The organism is Agromyces cavernae, assembly GCF_021044935.1.
GTDB classification, from domain to species: domain Bacteria; phylum Actinomycetota; class Actinomycetes; order Actinomycetales; family Microbacteriaceae; genus Agromyces; species Agromyces cavernae.
Genome location: NZ_JAJNMP010000002.1, coordinates 721,343 through 743,006, shown reverse-complemented (window position 1 = coordinate 743,006; position 21,664 = coordinate 721,343). Strand labels below are relative to the sequence as shown.

Genomic DNA, 21,664 nt, shown 5'->3' with positions numbered 1-21,664 from the left:
TTTCACAGAAAACCGGTCATGAGGTGACCGGTTCAGGTGGATAGCGTGGCGACATGACACTCTCGACGAGCCCCATTGCCCATCCAATCGAGTTTCCCGAGCCCACCCCCGTTCGCGTGAACGGGGTGGAACTCGAGGTCTTCGAAGCTGGCCGCCAGAACGCAGGAAAGCCCATCGTGCTCTGCCATGGCTGGCCGGAGCTCGCCTTCTCCTGGCGCCATCAGGTGCCCGCGCTCGTCGCTGCGGGCTACCACGTCATCGCCCCGAACCAGCGGGGGTACGGCAACTCGTCCCGTCCGAGCGAGGTCACGGACTACGACATCGAACACCTGTCGGGCGATCTCGTCGCGCTGCTCGATCACTACGGCTACGAGGATGCCACCTTCGTCGGGCACGACTGGGGTGCCTTCGTCGTCTGGGGGCTGACCCTGCTGCATCCGAACCGTGTGAACAGGGTGATCAACCTGAGCCTGCCCTACCAGGAGCGCGGGGAGAAGCCCTGGATCGAGTTCATGGAGGAGGTGCTCGGCGGCGACTTCTACTTCGTCCACTTCAATCGACAGCCGGGCGTTGCAGACGCGGTACTCGACGAGAACACCGCCCGCTTCCTTCGCAACCTGTACCGGAAGAACGAGCCTCCCATGGCGCCTCAGCCGGGGATGGCGTTCATGAATCTCGCCAGAGCCGATACGCCGCTCGGCGAGCCGCTGATGAGCGACCGCGAACTGGCCGTCTTCGTCTCCGCCTTCGAAGCGTCAGGGTTCACGGGCGGCATCAACTGGTACCGGAACCTCGACCGCAACTGGCGCCTGCTGGCCGACGTCGATCCGATCATCCACCAGCCCGCACTCATGATCTACGGCGACCGGGATGCGGTTGCGAGGTCTGAACGGCTGACGGAGTTCGTGCCGAACGTGGAGGTCGCCAACCTGGATGCCGGTCACTGGATTCAGGAGGAGCGGCCGGAAGAGACGAGCCGGGTGATGCTGGAGTGGCTGGAACGACAGGATGCCAGCTAGCGGCTCAGGCCGGCCCTCGCGTCGGCACTCCTGCAGTGTCAAGGTGGGATGAGTCCATCGACGAGACGAGGGAGTGCCGATGCCGAACGAGAACACCGCAGCACCCGAGACCGGCTACGCGACGGTCGACGGAATGCAGATGTACTACGAAGTGCACGGCGACGGAGACCGGGAGCAGAGCACGCCGCTCGTGCTGCTGCACGGAGGGCTCTTCGACATCGAACAGCAGTTCGGGGCGCTGATCCCCGGCCTTTCGGCCGGTCGCCGCGTGATCGCCACCGACTTCCAGGGCCACGGCCGCACCAACGACATCGATCGACCGTTGGGCACTGCCGCGCTGGCGTCCGATGTCGTCGCGCTGCTCGCGTACCTCGGCGTCGACCGGGCCGACGTGTTCGGATTCAGCGTCGGCGGTGCCGTCGCCCTGCACCTCGCGGTCCATCATCCCGAGCTCGTGCGAAGGCTGGTCGTGTCGTCGGTGTCGTTCCGGCCCGAGGGCGACCGGGGCGACAACACCGAGGCCGCCTCCGAGATGACCGTCGACATGATCGCCGGCACGCCGATGGAGCAGCGCTACCTCGCGGTGTCGCCGCACCCCGACCTCGAGCATCTGCAGGGACTGCTCGACAAGATCTCACGGTACGGCGCGGGCGAGAACGGATGGACCGACGACGAGATCCGCGGAATCGCCGCCCCGACCCTCATCACGGTCGGCGACTGCGACATGGTCAGGCTCGACCATGCGGTGAGATTCCTGCAGTTGCGCGGGGGAGACGTGAACGGCGACTTCGAAGGCGTCCCCGCCTCGCAGCTCGCGGTGTTCCCGGGCACGACCCACTTCTTCGGGCTCGCCCGCACCGACCTCGTCCGCGACGTCGTCACGACGTTCCTCGACGCACCCGCGGGCGCCGGGTGGCAGGACGTGGCTCCCGAGGGCTGAGCCGAAGCGGCACCCCGCGATGCCACTCGCCGGGCATGCGAGCTTCCGTGACATCCGGGTTTGCATCGGGCAGCCGCGTTTGTCACGCTGTGAGGCGTGCCGTCATCCTCGCGCTCCGTGTTCTTCGCGGGCCTCTCCGTGAAGCGCCTCCTCCTGATCGCGGGCGGCGCCGTGCTCCTGCTCGGCATCGCGGTGCTCATTGCTCGCGGTCTGCGCACATTGCCCGAGGTGCAGGCGTTCATCGCCGAGTATCCCGGCCACGCCGACCTGCCCGACGGCGCGCCGGTGGGCATTCCGGCCTGGCTGGCATGGCAGCACTTCTTCAACGCCTTCCTGCTCGTGATGATCGTGCGCACGGGACTGATCGTGCGGTCGAAGGAACGCCCGCCCGCGTTCTGGACGCGCGACAACACCCGATGGCCGCGCACCGACGGCGCCCCGCGCCGCCTCGGCATCTCGGTGTGGCTGCACCTCGTCGTCGACGCGTTCTGGGTGCTGAACGGCGTCGTCTACGTCGTGCTGCTCTTCGCCACGGGCCAGTGGATGCGCATCGTCCCGACCGACTGGTCGGTGGTGCCGAACTCGATCTCGGTCGTGCTGCAGTACCTCTCGCTCGAATGGCCCGTCGAGAACTCGTGGGTCTCGTACAACGACGCGCAGGTGCTCGCCTACTTCGCGATCGTCTTCATCGCCTCCCCGCTCGCGATCCTCACGGGGCTTCGGCTCTCGCCGGGATGGCCGATGCGCGGCGCCCTCGCGAAGGCCCCGCCCGAGCGCTTCGCCCGAGCGGTGCACTACCCGGTCATGCTGTTCTTCCTGCTGTTCACGTTCGTGCACGTCGTGCTCGTGCTCGCGACGGGCGCGTTGCGCAACCTCAACCACATGTACGCGGCGCGCGAGGGCGACGATTGGATCGGCTTCGCGATCTTCGCGCTGTCGATCGTCGCGATGATCGGCGGGTGGGTCCTCGCCCGGCCGCTGCTGCTGGTGCCGATCGCCGAGCGATTCGGTACCGTGCGACGGATGCCGCAGCCGCAGCAGTCCGCGGAGCAGCCGCCGGCAACCCAGCGCTGAGCACAGCCGCGGCGGGCCGATGCGCAGCGACTCACGTCGTTCGCTGCTGGACAGCGCGCGCTCGCTGAGGTTGCATTGATGGAGAACGATCGCACACTCACCGCGGGGGACCCTGCCCATGGTCGAACGGAACAAGCGCAACCGGGACTTCGCCGAGACGCGGACCCCGGTCGGCGTCATCGGCGGGTTCGTCGGGCTCCTTGCGGCGAGCACGGCAGTGGCTGCCCTCGTGGTGGCCGCCGCGACGCCGGCGATCGCGATGGTCGGGCTCGCGGCATCCGGCACGATCGGAATGTTCGACAACCTGCCGGGGTACCTCGAGATCGACGAGCTGTCGGAGAAGAGCAACATCTACGCCACCGGCAAAGACGGCAAGCCGGTGCTGCTCGCCTCGTTCTACGACCAGAACCGCGTCGAGGTCGGATGGAGCCAGATCGATCAGGACGTGAAGGACGCGACGATCGCGAGTGAGGACCCGCGGTTCTTCGAACACGGCGGGGTCGACATCCAGGGCACGTTGCGTGCGGCGGTGACGACGGCGAGCGGGCGTGAGACGCAGGGCGGTTCGTCGATCGCCCAGCAGTACGTCAAGAACGTGCGGGTGCAGGAGTGCGAGCTGAATCCCGACGAGGCCGTCCAAGAGGACTGCTACGACGCGGTCACCGAGACGACCATCGACCGCAAGATCAAGGAGATGCGGCTCGCGATCGGCATCGAGAAGCGCTACAGCAAAGACGAGATCCTGCTCGGCTACCTCAACATCGCGGGCTTCGGCGGCACGGTCTACGGCATCGAGGCGGCGGCGAACTACTACTTCGGCGCTTCGGCGTCGAACCTCACGCTCGCGCAGGCGGCGTCGCTCGTGGCGATCGTGAACAATCCCGTGAAGTTCCAGCTCGACAAGCCGAACAGCGAGACCAACGGCGTCGCGAACGGCTACGCGCAGAACCTCGGCCGGCGCAACTACATCCTCGGCCGCATGCTCGCCCTCGGCAAGGTCACCCGCGAACAGTACGACGAGGCGGTCGCCACCCCGGTCGAGCCGAAGATCGTCGAGCCGAGCACCGGTTGCCACACGGCGGGCGCGAACGCGTACTTCTGCGACTACGTGAAGAACATCCTCCAGACCGACCCGATCTTCGGTGAAGACGCCGAGACGCGCATGCTGAACTTCCGCCGCGGCGGCTACGACGTCTACACCTCGCTCGACCTCGAGCTGCAGGCCGCCGCCGACCGGGCGATGCGCGAGAACGTGCCCATGACCTACCCCGGATGGGACGTCGGCGGAGTGATCTCGAGCGTGCAGGTCGGCACGGGTCGGGTGCTCGCCATGGTGCAGAACAAGCTGTACAGCCAAGATCCGCTCGTGCTGCAGAGGGGTCCGCAGTACACGAGCGTCAACTACAACACCGACTTCTCGAAGGGCGGGTCGAGCGGGTTCCAGCCGGGGTCGACCTACAAGGTCTTCACGCTCGCGCAATGGCTGAACGAGGGGCATTCGCTCAGCGAGCGCGTCGATTCGGCGCCGAAGTCGAATTGGGGAACCTTCCGCGACAGTTGCCTGGGCGACTGGAACACCAATGCCGAAGCCTGGAACCCCAGGAACGACGCCGACGAATCGGGTGGCAACTACTCGGCGCTCGAATCGACGATCGCATCGATCAACACCGGGTTCGTCGGCATGGCGAAGGAACTCGACCTCTGCGGCATCCGAAAGACCGCCGAGGCGTTCGGGATGCACCGTGCGAACGGCAACCCGCTCGAGCAGAGTCCCTCGACCGTGATCGGCACGAACGAGATCGCGCCGCTGAGCCTCGCCGTCGCGTTCGCCGGCATCGCGAACAACGGCGTCACGTGCACCCCGATCGCGATCGATCGCATCATCGGCCGCGACGGCAAGGAGGTCGCGCCGCCGAAGTCGACGTGCGCGACATCGGTCTCGCCCCAAGTCGCCGCGAGCATGCACTACGCGCTGCGACGGGTCATGACGAGTGGTACGGCGCAGCAGTCAGACCAGAACACCGTGCCGTACGTGCCGCTCATCGGCAAGACCGGAACGACGGACGGCGCCAAGGACACGTGGATGGCCGGCGCGAGCACGAAGGTCGCGACCGTGGCGGCCGTGGTCAGCGTCACGGGGGACCGCAATCAGCGCGGCACGTTCTTCGACAGCGGGCAGGCGGCGACCGCACGGCACCGCATGTGGCCGGTCGTGATGTCGGTCGCCGCGGCGAAGTACGGCGGTGGCGTCTTCACCGAGGCCGCGCCCGGCCCGGTCGAGTCGTTCGGAGGCGATTCCGACGGCGGTGGCGGCACCGACGGCGGTGGCGACGGGCCCGGCGGCGGCCAGGGCAACGGCAATGGTGGCAACGGCGGCAACGGCAACGGTGGAGGCGGCGGCAACGACTGAACGCGGCGCGCGAACGGGGCGGTCGAGGATCTCGACCGCCCCGTTCGGGTGTGGTGACTAGACGGTCGCGGTGTCCGCGCTGCGGAACCGCACGCGGTGCACGATCCACGCGGCGATCGCGGCGGCCGCGACGCCGAGCAGCACGAGCAGCCAGGGGAGCAACGTCATCGGCGAGACCGTCGACGTGCCCGCGGCGAGGGTCTCGGTGCCGGTGGCGAGCTGCCCGTTGCCGTCACTGAGGTCGCCGGCGCCGGCGGCGAGTTCGCCGGCCCCTGACGCGAGGGTCGCGCTCCCGTCGGCGAGCTGCTGCGTGCCGTCGGCCAGCTCGGCTGCGCCGCTCGAGAGGGTGCTCGTGCCTGCGGCGAGGTTGCCCGCACCTGCGCTCAGCGCGCTCGCGCCGACCGACAGGGTGCCCGCCCCGGTGGAGAGCCGCTGCGTGCCGTCGGCCAGCCGCCCGGCCCCTGCGGCGAGTTCGGATGACTTCGTCGCGAGGCGGTCCGTGCCTGCGGCGAGTTCGCCCGACTTGGTGAAGAGGGTGTCAGTGCCTGCGGCGAGTTCGCCGGATTTGGTGAAGAGGGTGTTGGTGCCGGCGGCGAGGCTGCCCGCACCGGCGCGGAGTGCGCTCGCGCCCGCGGCGACCTGCTCGGAGCCCGCCGCGACCTTCCCCGTGCCATCGGCCAGCTGCCCCGACCCGGTGGCGAGCTGCCCCGACCCGGCGGCGATGAGCACGGCGTTGTCCGAGAGCAGAGTGGCTCCGTTCGAGGCTTCGGCCGCGCCGACGGCGAGGCGGTTGAGCGCCGACGAGAGCGAGGCTGCACCGACCTGGAGCGAGTCGACTGCACTCTTCGTCGACGTGATGCCGCCCTGCAGTGCAGACATGCCCGAGGCGAGGGTGTCGGCGTTGTCGGAGAGCGACGTCGAGCCGGTGCGCGCGCTGATCGCGCCGTCGCGCAACTGTGCGACCTGAGCGATGAGGGCGGAATCAGCTCCCGCTGCGATGAGCGAGTCATGCAGTGCACTGAGCCCGCCAGCGAGTTGCGCGTTCGCAGCCTCGAGTTGGCCGGCTCCGGCGCCGAGTGCCGCGGCTCCGGTCTTGAGCTGTTCGCCGCTCGCCTGCAGCGTGGCGGTGCCCGACCTCAACGACGTGAGCCCGCCCGCGAGCGCGCCCGAGCCGGTCTTCGCCTGCGCCGTTCCGGCGGAGACCTGCTCGACGCCGGCAGCCAGCCGCGCCGCGCCGGTAGACAGCTGCGCCGCGCCGGCAGACAACTGCGTGGCGCCGCCCGACAGCTTCGCCGCACCGGTTGCGAGTGCGGCATTCGCTGCCGCCACATCGCCGGTTCCGACGGCGATGCTCGCGCTGCCGGCCGCGACCTTGCCCGCGCCGATCTTCGCGGCGCCGATGCCGGCCGAGAGCAGCGTGGCGCCCGAGTTCGCCGCGCCGATCCCCGCATTCAATCGCTGTGCGCCGCTGTTCAGGTCACCGGCGCCGGCGACGAGCCGGTCGGCGCCGTTGCTGAGTTCCGACGCTCCGTTCGCGCTCGTCGCGGCGCCGTCGGCCAACGCGAAGGCGCCTGCAGCGGACTTGTCGGCACCCGCCTGGAGCTTGGCGGCACCCGCGGCAGCCGACGTGGCCCCTGCGGCAAGCTTGTCGGCACCCGCATCGGCCTTCGCGGCGCCCTCCTCGAGGTCGCCCGCGCCTGTCGAGAGCTGGGCGGCGCCGTCGGCGACCTGCGTGGCGCCGTCGTCGGCCTGCCCCGCGCCCGAAGAGAGCAGCGTGGCGCCGTCGTGCAGCTTGCCGGTCGTGAGCAGGAAGAACGCGGCGAGCGCGACGAGGGCGATCGCGAGGATCACCGCCGTGACCTTCACCCCCGTGCCGTGCTGGTGTGCTGTGGAATCGATTCTCGTCATTGAGGGCTCCTGTGGTCGCTCGGGCACGACGGCGCGCGTCATCGCCCGGGGTGGGTGCAAGACGATGACGGTGCGGGTCATCGAGTGCGCATCGCGCGATCTGCGGGATGTCGCGCCGTCAGGAGGGCCGACATGCGAATCGTGCGGCGCCATCGTCGGTGCCGCCGGGTACCGCAGTCCCTGAGGGTGGCATGAATGTAGCAGCGCTGGAGGTTCCCGCAGGGTTCACGGCCGAAGTTGTGTGCTGTTCACCAAACGATCCGGCGGTGAACTCGCCGATCGTTGTCGATGTCCGACATGGCGGCGACGCTGCTGCGGGTGAACCCACAGTCGGGGCCGATGACGACCCGTGGTCAGAAGTCGATCGTGTCACCCGGTTCGAGCGCCAGGAACTCCCCGCCCCCCTGCTCGGTCGCCCAGGCGAGTCGCGTGTTCGACAGCGCCTTTCCGGCGAGCGAGAGCAGCATCTCGTGCGTGGGGAACGCTCGGCGCGGCGCGACGGCCTCGACGTAGTCCATGGCTTCGCTGATCTTCATCCACGGCGCGGCGGCCGGCACGGCGAGCACCTCGACGGCGACGCCCTCGGGCACGGTGAACGAGTCGCCGGCGTAGTAGAGCGCGTCGTTCACGAGCACACCCACGTTGTCGATGACGGGGATCGATGGGTGGATGACCGCGTGCCGCCCTCCGAAGAATCGCAGTCGGAAGGGTCCGGCCTCGACCTCGTCGCCGGCGTCGACCACCTCGATGCCGAAGTCCGATGCCGCCGCAGCGACGCCCGCCGGGCCGAAGAGCCGAACCTCGCTGTTCGCCTCGATGATGCGACGGAGCTGGTCGGGCGTCCAGTGGTCGTCGTGCTGGTGGGTGATGACGACGGCCACGGCGCCCGCGGACTCGGTGATCGGCGTCGTGAACTTGCCGGGGTCGATGAAGAGCCGGTCGCCCGAGTCCTCGATGACGAGGGCGGCGTGTTCGAGTTTCGTGAGGCGCATGCTCAGAGCCAACACCCGGGTCGCGACGCGGCGCAACCCGTTGCGCGGCGCAGCCCCGCGTGCCTGCCAGAATCACACCATGTCGCATACGCCTGCGCACCTCGTCGTCGCCGTGAACCCGGCGGCGTCGTTCGGGCGCAATCGGTGGGTCGGCGCGGCTGTCGTGGAGCGGCTGCTGGCCGAGGGCTATGCGGTGTCGATGCTGCGCGAGGCGAACATCGAACTGCTGCGGCGCGAGGCCGAGTCCGCCGTCGCGCAGGGCACCGACGGCGTCGTGGTCGTGGGCGGTGACGGCATGGCGTCGCTCGGCGTGAACCTCGTCGCCCAGTCGGAGATCCCGCTCGGCATCGTCGCCGCGGGCACCGGCAACGACCTGGCACGCGGCCTCGGCCTGCCGTTCGACGACCCGGCCGAGGCGATCGACGCGCTCGTCGATCGCCTCGGGCGACCGCCGCGGCGCATCGACGCCGGGCTCATCCGCCACGGCGTGGGCTCGACGTGGTTCGCGAGCGTGGTCTCGGCGGGCTTCGACGCGGTCGTCAACGAGCGTGCGAATCGGATGTCCCGTCCGCGAGGGCCGAGTCGCTACACGCTCGCGATGCTGCGCGAACTCGCCACGTTCCGTCCCCGCAGGTACACGCTGACGATCGACGGCATCCGCCGCGAGCAGCGCGCGATGCTCGTCTCGGTCGCCAACAACTCGTCGTTCGGCGGCGGCATGCGCATCGTGCCGCACGCCGATCTCGCCGATGGAACGCTCGACGTGCTCATCGTGCACCCGCTCTCGCGCGCGCGGTTCATCGCCGTGTTCCCCAAGGTCTTCGCCGGCACGCACGTCGATCACCCGGCGGTCGAGTTCCTGACCGGGGGACACTTCGTGATCGAGGCCGACGACGTCATCGCCTACGCCGACGGTGAGCGCATCGGCAAGCTCCCGATCGAGATCGAGGTCGTCCCGGGGGCGATCTCGGTGTTCGCCTGACATCGTCGGATGTCCCGGGGTGGTCGATTTGGCGGAGCCCACGGGCCTGTGTCATACTCTTCAAGTTGTCGATTCGGCCCCATCGTTTAGCGGCCTAGGACACCGCCCTCTCACGGCGGCAGCGCGGGTTCAAATCCCGCTGGGGTCACAACAGCGAAAACCCCCGGTCACCCGGGGGTTTTCTGCATTTCCAGGGCGCGGCATCGGGCCGCGGGCCGTCGAGCCGGTCCGCGCGAACGACCGGCTCGACGGGACATCCGTTCAGCGCACGTTGCCGGCCCCAGGCTCGCGGCCGGTCGCGACCGCCGGTGCTGCGGGCTGGGCGTGCGGCGCTGCGTGGTGATGCGTTGCCAGGTGGGCGGCACCGGGTTCGGGGTGCAGCACGACGTGCGACTGCTCGGCCGCCTGCGCGGCAGGCGCCGCGTGCTGGGACATCCGGTCGATCGCTGCCAGCGCCAGCGCCGACAGGATGAACACGCAGTGGATGATGACCTGCCACATGACGCCCGTCGGCGTGTACTTCTCCTCGCCGTTGCCGACTCCCGAATCGGTCATCGGCCCCACCTCGATGAAGGTCTTCAGCAGGTGGATCGACGAGATGCCGATGATCGCCATCGCGAGCTTCACCTTGAGCACGTTCGCGTTCACATGGGAGAGCCACTCGGGCTGATCGGGATGTCCGTCGACGCCGATCTTCGACACGAAGGTCTCGTAGCCGCCGATGATCACCATGATGAGCAGGTTCGCGATCATGACGACGTCGATGAGGCCGAGCACGGCGAGCATGATGCTCGCCTCGTCGAGGTGCGTCGGGTCGGCCAGCACCTCTTCGCCGAGGTGCCACAGCTCCATCATGAACACGACGACGTAGATCGCCTGGGCGACGATCAGCCCGAGGTAGAGCGGTGCCTGCAACCAACGGCTCGTGAAGATGAACAGCCCGATCGCTCGCGCTCGCGGGGGAGTCTGCGGCGTGCTGGTGGGTGAGGGCGTCGTCTGGGCGCTCACGTGTCTCCTTGCTCTCGAGGGGGTACGAGTCTACGGCGCGGCATCCGATAGACTTCCCGATGCGAAGGGGAGTATCCCGCGGGGCCACCGCCTCGACCCACGATCGTCAATACGAGCGCCGCTGAGGGCGCTCCGGTCGCGGGGGCCGTCACGGCGGAGCTGGGAGAGACTTTCGGACCTCCGCCGTCCCCGAATCCCCGAAAGGCTCCCTGTGCTCGAACTTCCCGTCTGGTTCGAAGTCGGTTCGCTCGTCGTCCTGACCCTGATCCTCATCGCCGACCTGCTGCTCGTCATCAAGCGCCCGCACATCCCGTCGTTCCGCGAGTCGACGCTCTGGGTCGTGTTCTACGTCGTGCTCGCGCTCATCTTCTCGGTGCTGATGCTCGTGTTCGCGGGCGGTGAGTTCGCCGGGCAGTTCATCGCAGGGTGGCTGACGGAGTACAGCCTCTCGATCGACAACCTCTTCGTGTTCGTCATCATCATGGCTCGATTCGCGGTGCCGAAGAAGATGCAGCAGGAGGTGCTCATGGTGGGCATCCTGCTCGCTCTGCTCTTCCGGGGCATCTTCATCCTGCTCGGCGCGCAGCTCATCGAGAACTTCAGCTGGGTCTTCTACATCTTCGGCGCCTGGCTCATCTGGACCGCGATCCAGCAGGCGTTCCTGCACCGCGAGGAGAACGCAGGGGAGAACGAGGGCGCGCTGATCCGGATGCTCCGCAAGCGCGTGCGCATCGCCGACGACTACGACGGGATCAAGCTCAAGACCACGGTCGACGGCACCCGCATGTTCACGCCGATCCTCATCGTCTTCATCGCGATCGGCACGACCGACCTGCTCTTCGCACTCGACTCGATCCCCGCGATCTTCGGCATCACCCAGAGCGCGTTCATCGTCTTCACGGCGAACGTGTTCGCGCTCATGGGTCTGCGACAGCTCTACTTCCTGCTCGGCGGCCTGCTCGAGCGGCTCGAGTACCTCAAGTACGGCATCGCGTTCATCCTCGCGTTCATCGGCGTGAAGCTCGTGCTGCACGCGATGCACGTCAACGAGCTGCCCTTCATCAACGGCGGCGAGCACATCGAGTGGGCGCCCGAGATCTCGACGTGGGTCTCGCTCGGCGTGATCGTCGCGGCCATGGCCGTCGCAACGATCGCGAGCCTCGTGAAGGCACGTGTCGATGCGAAGAGCCGTGGGCACAAGCTCATGGACGAGGTGCCGCACTTCACCGCCGAGGCCGATCGCGCCGACGAGGCCGACCGCGCCGAGCGGTAGGCATTCCACAGGGGGCCGCGCACCCGCGCAGGAGTTGCTAGCGTGTATGGGCGACGCGGCGGCACCGGTCGCAGTGCCGACGATCGCAGTCCGTCCCGAACCCCCTCAGAGGAGACCCGTGCCAGGTGATGTCGAGGGCGTCGTCTCACTGACGCGCGGGTCGGCGCGCATCGCGCACTCCGCCCGCTCCGACGTGGGCCGCGTGCGCGCGGTGAACGAGGACGCGTTCCTCGCCGAGGCACCGGTGTACCTCGTCGCCGACGGCATGGGCGGGCACGCCAAGGGCGATGCCGCGAGCCAGGCCGTCGTCGCGACCTTCCGGCGGCACCTCGAGCCGGGCGTCCCGCCCTCGCCCGAACAGGTGCTCGACGCGATCCACACCTCGAACGAGGCGGTCCGGGCGCTCAGCGACGAGGGCGAAGAGGGCACGGCGGTCGCCGGCACGACCCTCGCGGGCGTCGTGCTCGTCGACACCGGCGACGGTGTCGGTTTCCACTGGATGGTCTTCAACATCGGCGACTCGCGCGTCTACGCGTGGGACGGCCGCCGGCTCGAGCAGCTGAGCGTCGACCACTCGGCCGTGCAGGAACTCGTCGATGCGGGGCTGATCGGCCCCGATGATGCCGAACGGCACCCCGACCGCAACGTGATCACGCGCGCGCTCGGGGCCGACGAGGTCGTCGATCCTGACATCTGGCTCATTCCGGCGGCCGGGCGGCAGATGTTCCTCGTGTGCTCCGACGGGCTCACGAAAGAGCTCGACGACGAGCAGGTCGCCGCGATCCTCGCGGGCGACGCCGTGCACGCTGCGGGCATGGCGGGCGAACTCGTCGATGCCGCGCTCGAGCACGGCGGACGCGACAACGTCAGCGTCGTCGTCGTCGAGTCGATGATCGGTGAGGGCGACGACGACGGCGAGGCGACGCGTGATCGCGGTCACGAATCGGTCGAGACCACGAGGCCGCGAGGCGAAGGGGGCGCAGATGGCTGACTACCTGTCCGATGGGTCGGGACGGCGCGTGGCCGGGGTACGGCCGGGTGTCGTGCTGGTCGTCGCGGGCGACGACGCCGCGGCCACGGTCGGCGAGCTCTGGCCGGCGCTGTCGCCCGACTCGACGACGGCCGTGATCGAGCGGCTCACCGCGCGCGGCCTGGGCAGCACCCCCGACTTCGCGCTCGTCACGTGGACCCGGCCCACCGCAGCCGGCACGGTGCGCGTGCTCGTACGGGGCGGCTTCGAGGTCACCGCCGGGAGCACGCGGATCTCAGGGGTCGACGTGTCGACCTGGACCGAGCGCCTGCTCGAGGCACCAGCCGAGGTCGAGATCGCGGCGCTCGGCGCCGAAGCCGGTGAAGCGTGGTTCCCGATCGTCGACGGCGTCGTGCCTGCCGGGCGAGTGGCCGTGCCCGCGAGATCGACGTCCGCAGCTCCGGTCGTTCCTGCGGAGGCAGCCACGCCGCCCGCGCCCGTGACGGGCGCGTCTGCGCCGCCCGCGCCTCGCGCCGTTCCGGCCCCCGACCCGATCTCCTCCGAATCGGCGACCCTCGTCGCACCGGCCGTGGTCGCGGCATCCGAGCACACGATCGCGTCCGTCGACGAAGCGACCGTGACCGATTTCATCGAGCCGATCCCCGCGCCGACGCTCGCGGCGGCGAGCGACCAGCGCGACCCGGGCGACCACGATGGCCTGACCATAGCGAGCGTCGACATCCGCCGGCTGCGAGCCGAGCACGATGCGTCGAAGGTCGGCGACGTGACCCTCGTGCCCACTGAGGGCGGCGAGAGCGCCGAACCCCCCGCGCCGCAGCCGCAACTGCGGCTGCCCGACGGTGCGCTCGAACCCATCGGCCACGAGCTCGTGCTGGGCCGCGCGCCCAGCGTCAGCAAGGTCTCAGGTGGGCGCCTTCCGCGCCTGGTCACGATCGGCCACGGCGACCCCGACATCTCGCGCAGCCATGTGCGACTGGCGCTCGAGGGCGGCACCGTCGTCGTCACCGACCTGCACTCCCGCAACGGCACGCTCGTCGTCGCTCCGGGCAAGCCGCCCGTGAAGCTGCGCGCGGGGGAGCCGACGCCGGTGCTCATCGGCACCGTCGTCGATCTCGGCGGCGGCTGCACGCTCCAGGTGGTCGGCGCCTGATGCGCCGGGCACCGTCGACACCGCCTGACCTCCCCGGCTACACCTCGCTCGGCCTGCTCGGCTCCGGCGGCTTCGCCGACGTGTTCCTCTACGAGCAGAAGCTGCCACGGCGAAAGGTCGCCGTGAAGGTGCTCCTCACCGAAGAGCTCGGCCGTGACACGCGGGCGCAGTTCGTGGCCGAGGCGAACCTCATGGCGCAGCTGTCGGCCCACCCGTTCATCGTCACGATCTTCCACGCCGACGTCTCGACCGACGGCCGCCCCTACTTCGTCATGGAGTACTGCTCGGGGCCGAGCCTCTCGGAGCGATACAAGCGCCAGCCGCTCACGATCGAAGACACCCTGCGCACGGGCGTGCGGCTCGCCGGCGCGATCGCCACCGCCCACTCCGCCGGCATCCTGCATCGCGACATCAAGCCCGCGAACGTGCTGACGAACGATTACGGGTGGCCGGCGCTCACCGACTTCGGCATCTCGTCGAACCTCGACGGCGAGCTCCCGGTGCACACCGTCACCGCCCCCGAGGCCTCGGCGACCGGATCGGGCCAGTCGGCGGTGGGCATGAGCGTGCCGTGGTCGCCGCCCGAGATGTTCGAGGACGACCCGAAGCCCGACACCCGCAGCGACGTGTTCTCGCTGGCCGCCACGGTGTACACACTCGTCGCGGGTCGTACGCCGTTCGAGATCCCGGGCCGGCCCAACGGCTCGCTCGACCTCATGGGGCGCATCGAGCGCGGCGCGATCACGCCCATCGACCGCGCCGACGTGCCGCGCAGCCTCACGGCGGTCCTCGCCAAGGGCATGGCCACGCGCCGCGACGACCGATTCCCGAGCGCGGTCGAGTTCGCCCGGGCGCTGCAGCGCGTCGAACTCGAGCTCGGGTATGCCGCCACGAGCATCGAGGTGCCGAACCTCGCGACCTCGCGCGAGGCACCGTCCGACGACGACGCGGCCGATGCCACGCGCGCGCGATCGGTCCGCACGGTCGAGGCGCAGTCGCCGCGCAGCGCGCCGATCGCGCCCGTTCCCATCGCGCCGGCCCCTGCGCACGACGACGACCGCACGCGTCCCCGAGCCCCCCAGCAGATCGCAGCTCAGCCCCCGCTGCCGGGCGGCATCGCATCGGCATCCGCCGCGCCGGTCGACGACGGCACCGTCGTGCGCACGCGAGCGTCCGTCGGAGCGGACGCGCCCGCCGGCGATGTGACCGACGCCACGGTGGTGCGGCCCCGCCGAACCGGGGCGGCGCCGACGGCAACGGCGCTCACCGCGCCTCCCGCGGGGAGCGGGTCCGGCGACGACACCGCACCGCGGCGCTCGAGGCTCGGGTTGATCATCGGGGTTGCCGCCGCGCTGATCGTCGCAGCGGTGATCGGCGTGGCGATCGCACTGTCGGGAAGCGTCTCGCCCCCCACTGCCGAGACCGGGCCGACATCGCCCGGCGAGGACGCCGTGATCGCCGCGACGGTTCCGGCGCCCATCGTCGAACCGGGCGTCACGAGCGCCGACGGGACATCTGTCGCCTTCGCCGTCTCGCACGAGGGCGCCGAAGACGGCGACCGATACCGTTGGAAGCGCGCCGACGGCAGCGGGCAGACCGAAGTGGCAGAAGGGCCGACGATCACGGTGGCCGATGCCGGCGCGGGGAGCGTGTGCATCGACGTGCAGGTGCAGCGCGGAAGCAAGACGTCAGAGCCGGTGAGGGGATGCTCCGGATGAGGCCGTTGAAGGTCGAGTACTGCGGCGAGTGGTACACCGTCGAGGCGGGCGCGCCGTTCACCATCGGCCGCGAGTCCGACCTCACGATCGACGACAACCCGTACCTGCACCGAACGTTCCTGACGCTCTCGTCGGAGTACGGGCTGTGGTGGCTCGCGAATGTCGGTCAATTGCTCTCGGCGACCGTTTCCGACGCCACCGGCAGCGTGCAGGCATGGGTCGCCCCCGGCGCGAAGCTGCCGCTCGTGTTCCAGACCGTGCACGTCATGTTCAGCGCCGGCGCGACCACCTACGACTTCACCGTGCACGCCGAAGAGGACTTCTACAACACCTCGCTCACCGCGACGAGCGCGGCGGGCAGCACCACGGTGCTGCCGGTGACGCTCACGACGAGCCAGCGCCAGCTCGTCGTCGCCCTCGCCGAGAACGTGCTCGCCCAGCCGACCGCGGGCCGCGCTCCCGTGCCGAGCTCCGCCGAAGCCGCCGCGCGCCTCGGGTGGAGCATGACGACCTTCAACCGCAAGCTCGACAACGTGTGCGAGAAGCTCGACAAGCTCGGCGTCGACGGGCTGCGTGGCGGACGCGGCAGGCTCGCGACGAACCGTCGCGCGCGCCTCGTCGAGTACGCCGTGGCGACACGGCTCGTGAGCGTCGACGACCTGGTGCTCCTCGACGGCGACGGCGACGCGTCTGCGGTGAACGATGGGTGAACACGGCGACGGGGAGACCTCCCCATATCGGGGGACGAACGGCACATGTTAGGTTGATGCCCGGCCCGCGTGTCTGAGCGTGCCCATCCGACGAACCCTACCGACGGACGCCCCCGGGGAGACGATCTTGAGCCGATTCACCGCGTGGGTTCGCGCGCGCAGATCGATCGCCTCGGGAACCGCCATCGCCGTGCTCGCCGGTGTGCCGCTGGGGTTCGCGGTACTGCATCAGGGCTACCCCGTCACCGATCCCGAGCTGCACGCCCGGGAGGTCTGGGTGACGAACGCCGAAGACCTCCTCGCGGGTCGGTTGAACCGTCAGATCGAAGAGCTCGACGCGGCCGTCTCGACCGCCTCGAACGAGGTCGACGTGTTCCAGGACGGCAGCGACGCCTTCCTCTACGACCCGGGCGTGGGGTCGATCGAGCGCATCGACCCGTCGTTCACGACGCTCGTCGAGCGCATCGACGTGCCCCCGTCCTCGCAGATCGCGTACGGCGGCGACGTGTTGGCGGTGCTGTCGCCGAAGGGCGAGCTCTGGACGGTCGCCGCGGGCGACCAGCTGTCGTTCGACTGGCGCGGTACCGACCCGATCGTCGAGCTCGGCGGCGAAGGACACGTCGCGGTCAGCCCGAAGGGCACGGTGTTCGCGACCGCCGACGGCGAGTCGACGCTGCTGCGATTCGAGCGCGGCGCCGACGAACCCCATGAGCGGGCCGTGCCGAAGCTCGGCGCGCACCAGCTCGCGGCGGTCGGGGAGCGCGCGGTCGTGTTCGATGAGGAATCGAACACCCTCATCGTCGACGACCGCAGCATCGAGCTCCCTGAAGGAGGACTGCGGCTGCAGCAGTCGGGTGCCGAGCACGACGCAGCGTACGTCGCCACCGCGGCGGGCCTGCTCGAGGTGCCGCTCGACGGCGGCGAGGTGCGCGAACTCGACAACGGCTCGCCGGGGTCGACGACGAATGCTGCGGATGTCGCGGCGCCGGTGCAGCTCGATGGCTGCGTGCATGGCGCGTGGGCCGAGACCGGCCGCTACCTCGCCGCGTGCGGCGACGGCGAGCCCACGCTGCTCGACATCGAGCAGCCGACCGGCGGGTCCCGTCTTGAGTTCCGCGTCAACCGCGACGTCATCGTGCTGAACAACCTCACCAACGGCAACGCGTGGCTCGTCGACTCCGACCTGCGGCTCGTCGACAACTGGGAAGAGGTGACTCCTCCCGAAGAGAGTGAAGAGGAGGAGGGTGAGGAGAAGAGCTCGCAGCAGACCTTCGAGGACACGCTCGCCGAGCGCACCGACCAGAACCGGGCTCCGCTCGCCCGCGACGACGAGTACGGCGTGCGCCCGGGCCGCACGACCATCCTCGAGGTGCTCGAGAACGACACCGACCCCGACGGCGACGTGCTCACGGTCGCCTCGACGACCGACGTGTCCGAGGCCTCCGGCAGGCTCGAGCTCATCGACGGCGGGCGCGCCCTGCAGTTCTCGCCGGCAGAGGGCGCGGCGGGCTCGGTGTCGTTCCGGTACTCGGTCGACGACGGCCGCGCGGGTGTGGCCGAGGCATCCGTCAACGTGCGCATCGTTCCCGAATCCGAGAACACGGCACCGGTCTCGATGCGCTCCGGTGCCGTGAGCGTCGAGCAGGGCCAGAAGATCTCGTACAACGTGCTCGCCGACTGGAACGACCCCGACGGCGACGACCTCTACCTCGTGAACGCGTCGCCGACCGGCGGCGACTCGGTGCGATCGAGCCCCGACGGCTTCCTCACGTTCGAGCACAAGTCGGCCGAGCTCGGCCTCAAGGAGGTGAAGTTCACGGTCAGCGACGGGCAGGCGACCGCGGCCGGAACCCTCGTCGTCGACGTGAAGCCGACCGGTTCGCTCAACCCCATCGGCACTCCCGACTTCGCCCAGGTGTTCGTCGGCGAGACCGAGCTCATCGAGCCGCTCGCCAACGACCTGTCACCTTCAGGCGCGGCGCTCGAGCTGCTCGGCGTCGAAGGCGTGCCCGACGGCGCATCCGTGACGCCGAACCTCGAACGCGGCACGATCGCGTTCTCGGGCGGCGAGCCCGGCGAGTACATCTTCCTCTACAACCTCGGCGCGGGTGCCACCGTGAGCGTCGGCCTGCTGCGCGTTCAGGTGACCGAACCGCCCGACGCCGCTCCCGCGCCGATCGCCGTGAAGGACACGGCATACCTGCGACCCGGTGAACCGCTTTCGGTGCCGGTGCTCGCCAACGACGTCTCGCCGTCAGGCCGGGTGCTCGCCGTGCAGTCCATCGACGACGCGGCCACCGAAGGGCTCGTGTCGGTCGAGATCCTGACCAACACCGTGACGCGCGTGACCGCATCGGCAGCCCTCGACCGGCAGCTGCAGTTCGCGTACACCGTCTCCGACGGCGTGAACTCGTCGACCGCGACCGTCACCGTCGTGCCGGTGCCGCCGCTCGTGAAGCACCAGCCGCCCGTGGCGATCAACGACGGCGTCAACGTGCGGGCCGGCGACATCGTGACCGTTCCCGTGCTCGCGAACGACTACCACCCCGACGCCGCCGCACTGCACGTCCTGCCCGACCTCGCCGACACCGACGCGCTCGCCGGCCTCGCGTTCGTCGACGGCGACACCGTGCGCTACCAGGCTCCCGAGGAGCCCGGTGTCCACACCGTGGTGTACACCATCGGCGACGACTTCGAGCAGACCGCCCGTGCGACCGTGAGCTTCACGGTCGTGGCGCGCGATGCCGGCGAGAATCGCGCGCCGCTGCCCACCCCGCTCACCTCACGCACCTTCGCAGGGTCGGCGGTCAAGATCGACGTGCCGCTCGACGGCCTCGACCCCGACGGCGACTCGGTCATGCTCACCGGCATCACCGTCGCCCCGAACCTCGGTCGCGTGATCGAGCGCACGAGCACGTCGTTCACGTACGAGGCGTTCTCGGGTTCGGCCGGCACCGACGAGTTCTCGTACGAGCTGCGCGACACGCTCGGCGCCACCGCCACCGGAACGATCCGCATCGGTGTGATCCCGCGTCCGGCGGTGCAGCTGCCCCCGAAGGCCGTCGACGACACGATCGAGATGAAGCCCGGGCGCACGGCGTCGGTCGAGGTGCTGCTCAACGACTCCGATCCGAGCGGGTTCCAGTTGCACGTCGCCGACCTGCCCGAGGTCGACGAGGGGATCTCGGCCGAGATCCGCGACCGCCGGCGGGTCGTCGTCGAGGCGCCCGACGCCGAAGGCGCGTACACGATCCGCTACGAGATCTCGAACGGCCACGGCGGCGCAGACACGGCCTTCCTACAGATCGCGGTCACTGAAGACGCGGTGATCCTGCCGCCGACGGCCGAAGACCAGGTCATCGAGCCCGAACAGGTCGTTGACGACACGCCCATCACCGTCAGCCCGCTGGGCGATGCCACGAACCCCGGCGGCCTCGTCGAAGACCTTGCCGTCACCGTCGAGGGGCCGAACGCCGACCGCGCCGAGGTGCACGACGACGGCACGATCGACGTGACGCCCGGTCGCCAGCGCTACGCCGTCGCCTATCGACTGACGAACGAGCTCGACGATCTCGACGCGATGGCGTTCGTGATCGTGCCGCCGGTGCCGAGCGGCGAGGAGCAGCCCGTCACCGAGACGCAGAAGCCGAAGACGCCCGAAGAGCTCGCCGCCGAAGAGCGCGCGAAGTTCCCCGCCCCGTTCCTCAAGGACATCGGCCAGGTCATCGTGCCCATGAACGGGCAGATCGAGTGGAGCGTCTCCGACCTCGTCGAGGTGCCGTCGGGCAATCCGGCGCTCATCCTGACGGCGTCGTCGACCAACGCGCGCGAACCGGCGTTCGTCGACGGAACGACCCTGCGGTACGCACCAGCGCAGGACTATCGCGGCGAGGCGTCGTTGACGTTCGAGGTCACCGACGGTTCGAGCGCCGACGACCCGATCGGCCGTAAGGCGGTGCTCACGATCCCGATCACCGTCGGCGACCCCGACTTCAACGACACGCCGCCGACATTCACACCGCGCTCCGAGACGATCGAGGCCGGCGAGGCGCCGAGGGAGTTCGACCTGCGCGCGTCGAGCGATCAGCCGAACCCCGACAACATCGAGCGCATCACGTACACGAACCTCGCCGGAACGACCGGTGACATCACGGCCGAGATCGTGGACGGGGCCACGCTGCGCGTGTCGTCGCCGCTCGGCGTGCAGCCCGGCGCCGCGACCCGGCTCACGTTCGACGTGAACTTCAACGAGTTCACCGTGCCCGGCTACGTCGACATCAAGGTGGTCTCGTCGACCCGCGCGCTGCCGAAGGCGAACGACGACGGCCCCGTGTACATGCAGCGCGGCGAGTCGACCCCCGTCGACGTGCTCGCGAACGACTTCAACCCGTTCGAGCAAGACGGGGTGCCGCTGCGCGTCGTCGCCGCCGAGATCGATCAGGTCGATGTCGGGTCGAATGCGTCGGTGAGCTTCACCGAGACCGGCATCACGGTGCGCACGGGTGCGGCGTTCACCGGCACGCTCAGCGTCATCTATCGCATCCAGGACGGCACGAGGGATCCGGCCCGCGAGACCCAGGGCCGCGTCACGGTCACTGTGCGCGACGAGCCCGACGCTCCGAACGCCCCGGTGGTCTCGGCGGCCGAGGGAACGGCGACCGTGCGCTGGGCAGCGCCGGCGACCAACAACTCGCCGATCACTCGATACGAAGTGCAGTGGAACGGCGGTTCGCAGATGTTCGACGCCTCGGCTGCGGGTGTGGACCAGACCATCGGCGGGCTCACCAACGGCACGACGTATCGGTTCACCGTTCGCGCCGAGAACGGCATCGGGTGGGGTGCGCCATCGGGCGGTACGTCTGCGACGCCGTACGGGCGTCCGAGCGAGCCGCGCAACCTGCGCGCCGACGCTGCCGGATACGCGCCGACGACCGTGAACGTCTACTGGAACGCTCCGAGCAATACCGGGGGCGGCGGAGTGGACTACGAAGCCCGTATCGCCGGCGGAAACTGGAAGAACGTGAGCGGCACGTCGACCTCGTTCGGCGGGATCGGTGCCGGCACCCACCGGGTCGACGTGCGCGCCGTGAACAACAACGGCGGTGGCACGAGCACCATCGCATCGGTCAATGTGGGCGTGCAGAACGCTCCGCCGCCGGTGCCATCGGGCTCGATCGGCAAGGGCGGCAGCCAAGCGTGCGACAGCGGCGGCGGCGGGTGCGCGAACGTGCGCATCACCTGGACCGATATGGACCCGGGTCGCTACCAGGTCTACGTGACGGTCAACGGCTCGTGGGGCAATTGGAAGGGAACCTACGACGTCGGCGCGAACGGGCGTCTGGAGTTGGAGAATCACCTCGGGCGACGCTCCGCGGGCGAGACGATCGCCGTGCGCTTCGAGAACGTCAGCGGAGGCACGTCGCGCACGCTGGGTGCGATCAGCGGATCCCAGTGGAACAACATCGGCTACAACACGTGGTGACCGCGTG

At 69.6% G+C, this 21,664-nt stretch carries 14 protein-coding genes and 1 tRNA gene; 12 read left to right on the top strand and 3 right to left on the bottom strand.

Annotation, left to right across the window (positions count from 1 at the left end; genetic code table 11):
• Nucleotides 1-53: 53 nt before the first annotated feature.
• From LQ757_RS09520 to LQ757_RS09505, 4 genes are all read left to right on the top strand, one after another.
• On the top strand, nt 54-1,019 hold the full coding sequence (locus tag LQ757_RS09520) for an alpha/beta fold hydrolase (protein WP_231046969.1): 966 nt from the start codon (nt 54-56) through the stop codon (nt 1,017-1,019).
• Between the two features lie 79 nt (nt 1,020-1,098).
• Entirely contained in the window at nt 1,099-1,959 is an 861-nt protein-coding gene (locus LQ757_RS09515) for an alpha/beta fold hydrolase (protein ID WP_231046968.1), read from the top strand.
• A 96-nt stretch (nt 1,960-2,055) separates the two neighbouring features.
• On the top strand, nt 2,056-3,033 hold the full coding sequence (locus LQ757_RS09510; protein ID WP_231046967.1) for a cytochrome b/b6 domain-containing protein: 978 nt from the start codon (nt 2,056-2,058) through the stop codon (nt 3,031-3,033).
• A gap of 118 nt (nt 3,034-3,151) precedes the next feature.
• The gene (locus LQ757_RS09505) at nt 3,152-5,443 is read left to right on the top strand and encodes a transglycosylase domain-containing protein (RefSeq protein WP_231046966.1); all 2,292 of its coding nucleotides are present in this window, start codon (nt 3,152-3,154) and stop codon (nt 5,441-5,443) included.
• Between the two features lie 57 nt (nt 5,444-5,500).
• Here LQ757_RS09505 and LQ757_RS09500 read toward each other — a convergent pair whose 3' ends face one another.
• A complete protein-coding gene (locus LQ757_RS09500) occupies nt 5,501-7,351 on the bottom strand; it encodes a YhgE/Pip domain-containing protein (RefSeq protein WP_231046965.1) in 1,851 nt (616 codons plus the stop codon).
• A gap of 353 nt (nt 7,352-7,704) precedes the next feature.
• Complete coding sequence (locus LQ757_RS09495; protein WP_231046964.1) at nt 7,705-8,343, bottom strand: MBL fold metallo-hydrolase; 639 nt, start codon at nt 8,341-8,343, stop codon at nt 7,705-7,707.
• 79 nt (nt 8,344-8,422) lie between these two features.
• Between LQ757_RS09495 and LQ757_RS09490 the strand changes: the two genes are divergently transcribed.
• Nucleotides 8,423-9,325, top strand: coding sequence for a diacylglycerol/lipid kinase family protein (locus tag LQ757_RS09490; RefSeq protein ID WP_231046963.1), 903 nt, complete (start codon nt 8,423-8,425; stop codon nt 9,323-9,325).
• Nucleotides 9,326-9,400: 75 nt separating this feature from the next.
• Nucleotides 9,401-9,473: transfer RNA gene (locus tag LQ757_RS09485), tRNA-Glu, on the top strand.
• A gap of 113 nt (nt 9,474-9,586) precedes the next feature.
• Here the strand turns inward: LQ757_RS09485 and LQ757_RS09480 are convergent.
• Nucleotides 9,587-10,333 carry a TIGR00645 family protein gene (locus LQ757_RS09480; RefSeq protein ID WP_231046962.1) on the bottom strand — a complete coding sequence of 249 codons (747 nt, stop codon included), beginning with the start codon at nt 10,331-10,333 and terminating at the stop codon, nt 9,587-9,589.
• A gap of 211 nt (nt 10,334-10,544) precedes the next feature.
• Here LQ757_RS09480 and LQ757_RS09475 point away from each other — a divergent pair, with 211 nt between their 5' ends.
• The 6 genes from LQ757_RS09475 to LQ757_RS09450 all read left to right on the top strand — a co-directional run bounded on the left by LQ757_RS09475 (nt 10,545) and on the right by LQ757_RS09450 (nt 21,657).
• Complete coding sequence (locus tag LQ757_RS09475; protein ID WP_231046961.1) at nt 10,545-11,606, top strand: TerC family protein; 1,062 nt, start codon at nt 10,545-10,547, stop codon at nt 11,604-11,606.
• A 118-nt stretch (nt 11,607-11,724) separates the two neighbouring features.
• Nucleotides 11,725-12,597: a PP2C family protein-serine/threonine phosphatase gene (locus tag LQ757_RS09470; protein WP_231046960.1), complete on the top strand. Its 873-nt coding sequence runs from the start codon at nt 11,725-11,727 to the stop codon at nt 12,595-12,597.
• Nucleotides 12,590-13,747, top strand: coding sequence for an FHA domain-containing protein (locus LQ757_RS09465; RefSeq protein WP_231046959.1), 1,158 nt, complete (start codon nt 12,590-12,592; stop codon nt 13,745-13,747). Before LQ757_RS09470 ends, LQ757_RS09465 begins: the two co-directional genes overlap by 8 nt.
• Nucleotides 13,747-15,465: a serine/threonine-protein kinase gene (locus LQ757_RS09460; RefSeq protein WP_231046958.1), complete on the top strand. Its 1,719-nt coding sequence runs from the start codon at nt 13,747-13,749 to the stop codon at nt 15,463-15,465. The genes LQ757_RS09465 and LQ757_RS09460 overlap by 1 nt, the downstream gene beginning before the upstream one ends.
• Entirely contained in the window at nt 15,462-16,175 is a 714-nt protein-coding gene (locus LQ757_RS09455) for an FHA domain-containing protein (RefSeq protein WP_231046957.1), read from the top strand. The genes LQ757_RS09460 and LQ757_RS09455 overlap by 4 nt, the downstream gene beginning before the upstream one ends.
• 127 nt (nt 16,176-16,302) lie before the next feature.
• Nucleotides 16,303-21,657 carry an Ig-like domain-containing protein gene (locus LQ757_RS09450; RefSeq protein WP_231046956.1) on the top strand — a complete coding sequence of 1,785 codons (5,355 nt, stop codon included), beginning with the start codon at nt 16,303-16,305 and terminating at the stop codon, nt 21,655-21,657.
• The last annotated feature ends 7 nt before the right edge of the window (nt 21,658-21,664 follow it).